The following is a 1427-nucleotide window of genomic DNA, read 5'->3' as shown; positions in this document are numbered from 1 at the left end:
CTGGCCGAAGGCTCGCTCACGTGGTGGGCCATCGGCGCATCGCTGATCGCCTCGAACATCTCCGCCGAGCAGTTCATCGGCATGAGCGGCTCGGGCTTCCGCATCGGCATGGCCATCGCCGTGTACGAACTGATGGCCGCCGCCACGCTCGTCATCGTCGCCGTGTTCTTCATGCCGGTGTACCTGAAGAACCACATCTACACGATGCCCCAGTTCCTCGAACAGCGCTACGGCAAGGCCGTCGCCACGACGATGGCGCTGTTCTGGCTCGGCCTGTACGTCGTCGTCAACCTGACGTCGATCCTGTACCTGGGCGCGCTGGCGATCGGCAGCGTCACCGGCATCGGCGTGTTCCCCTGCATGCTGTTCCTGGCCGTCTTCGCCGCGATCATCACGCTGGGCGGCATGAAAGTCATCGGCTACACGGACGTCATCCAGGTCACCTGCCTCGTCATCGGCGGCCTCGTGACCACGTGGCTGGCGCTGGACCTCGTCGCGAAACTGGGCAACGGCCACGGCGCGATGCAGGGCTTCACGAACCTGTACGACTCGACGCGCGACCACTTCCAGATGGTGCTGGGCCGCGACAACAAGAACTACATGGACCTGCCGGGCCTGTCGACCCTCATCGGCGGCATGTGGATCGTGAACCTGAACTATTGGGGCTGCAACCAGTACATCACGCAGCGCGCCCTCGGCGCCGACCTGCCGACCGCCCGCAAAGGCCTGCTGTTCGCCGCGTTCCTGAAACTGCTGATGCCGATGATCGTCGTGATGCCCGGTATCGCCGCGTTCGCGCTGGACCGTGCCGGCGTGCTGGGCGACGCCATGCGCGTCGGCGGCGAACTGAATCCCGACCGCGCCTATCCGACTCTGCTGGCCATGCTGCCGTCGGGCCTGAAAGGTATCGCGTTCGCCGCGCTGACGGCCGCCGTCGTCGCCTCGCTGGCCGGCAAGGCCAACTCCATCGCCACCATCTTCACGCTCGACATCTACCAGAAGCGCCTGCATCCGGACGTCACCGAGAAGAAGATGGTGTGGATCGGCCGCGTCACCGTCGTCGTGTCGATGCTGCTGGCCGTCGTGATCGCCCCGCTGATGGGCATCGACAAGAAAGGCGGCTTCCAGTACATCCAGGAATACACGGGCTTCGTCTCGCCGGGCATCCTCGCCATGTTCCTGCTGGGCTTCTTCTGGAAAAAGACCACGTCCAGCGCGGCGATGTTCGCCACGATCGGCGGCCTCGTGTTCTCGATCATCCTGAAATTCCTGCCGACGATGATGGACCTGTCGTTCCTGGCGCCGATCGGTTTCGCCCACGATAACGGCTCGGGTGTCTACGAGATCCCGTTCCTGGACCGCATGTTCATCGTGTTCTGGCTCGTCGTTGCCGGCATGGTGCTGCTGTCCACCGTGTTCGCCCGCGG

General features: G+C 64.4%; 1 protein-coding gene. It reads left to right on the top strand.

Annotated features, from left to right (window positions below; genetic code table 11):
- Window positions 1-1427: sodium:solute symporter family transporter (locus NX784_RS28685; RefSeq protein WP_258820078.1), on the top strand; the 1427-nt coding region annotated here is incomplete at both ends.

It is taken from the genome of Massilia pinisoli (assembly GCF_024753285.1).
GTDB lineage: Bacteria > Pseudomonadota > Gammaproteobacteria > Burkholderiales > Burkholderiaceae_D > Telluria > Telluria pinisoli.
The sequence above is the reverse complement of the archived record's forward strand: the minus strand, read 5'-3'. Positions and strand labels throughout refer to the sequence as shown.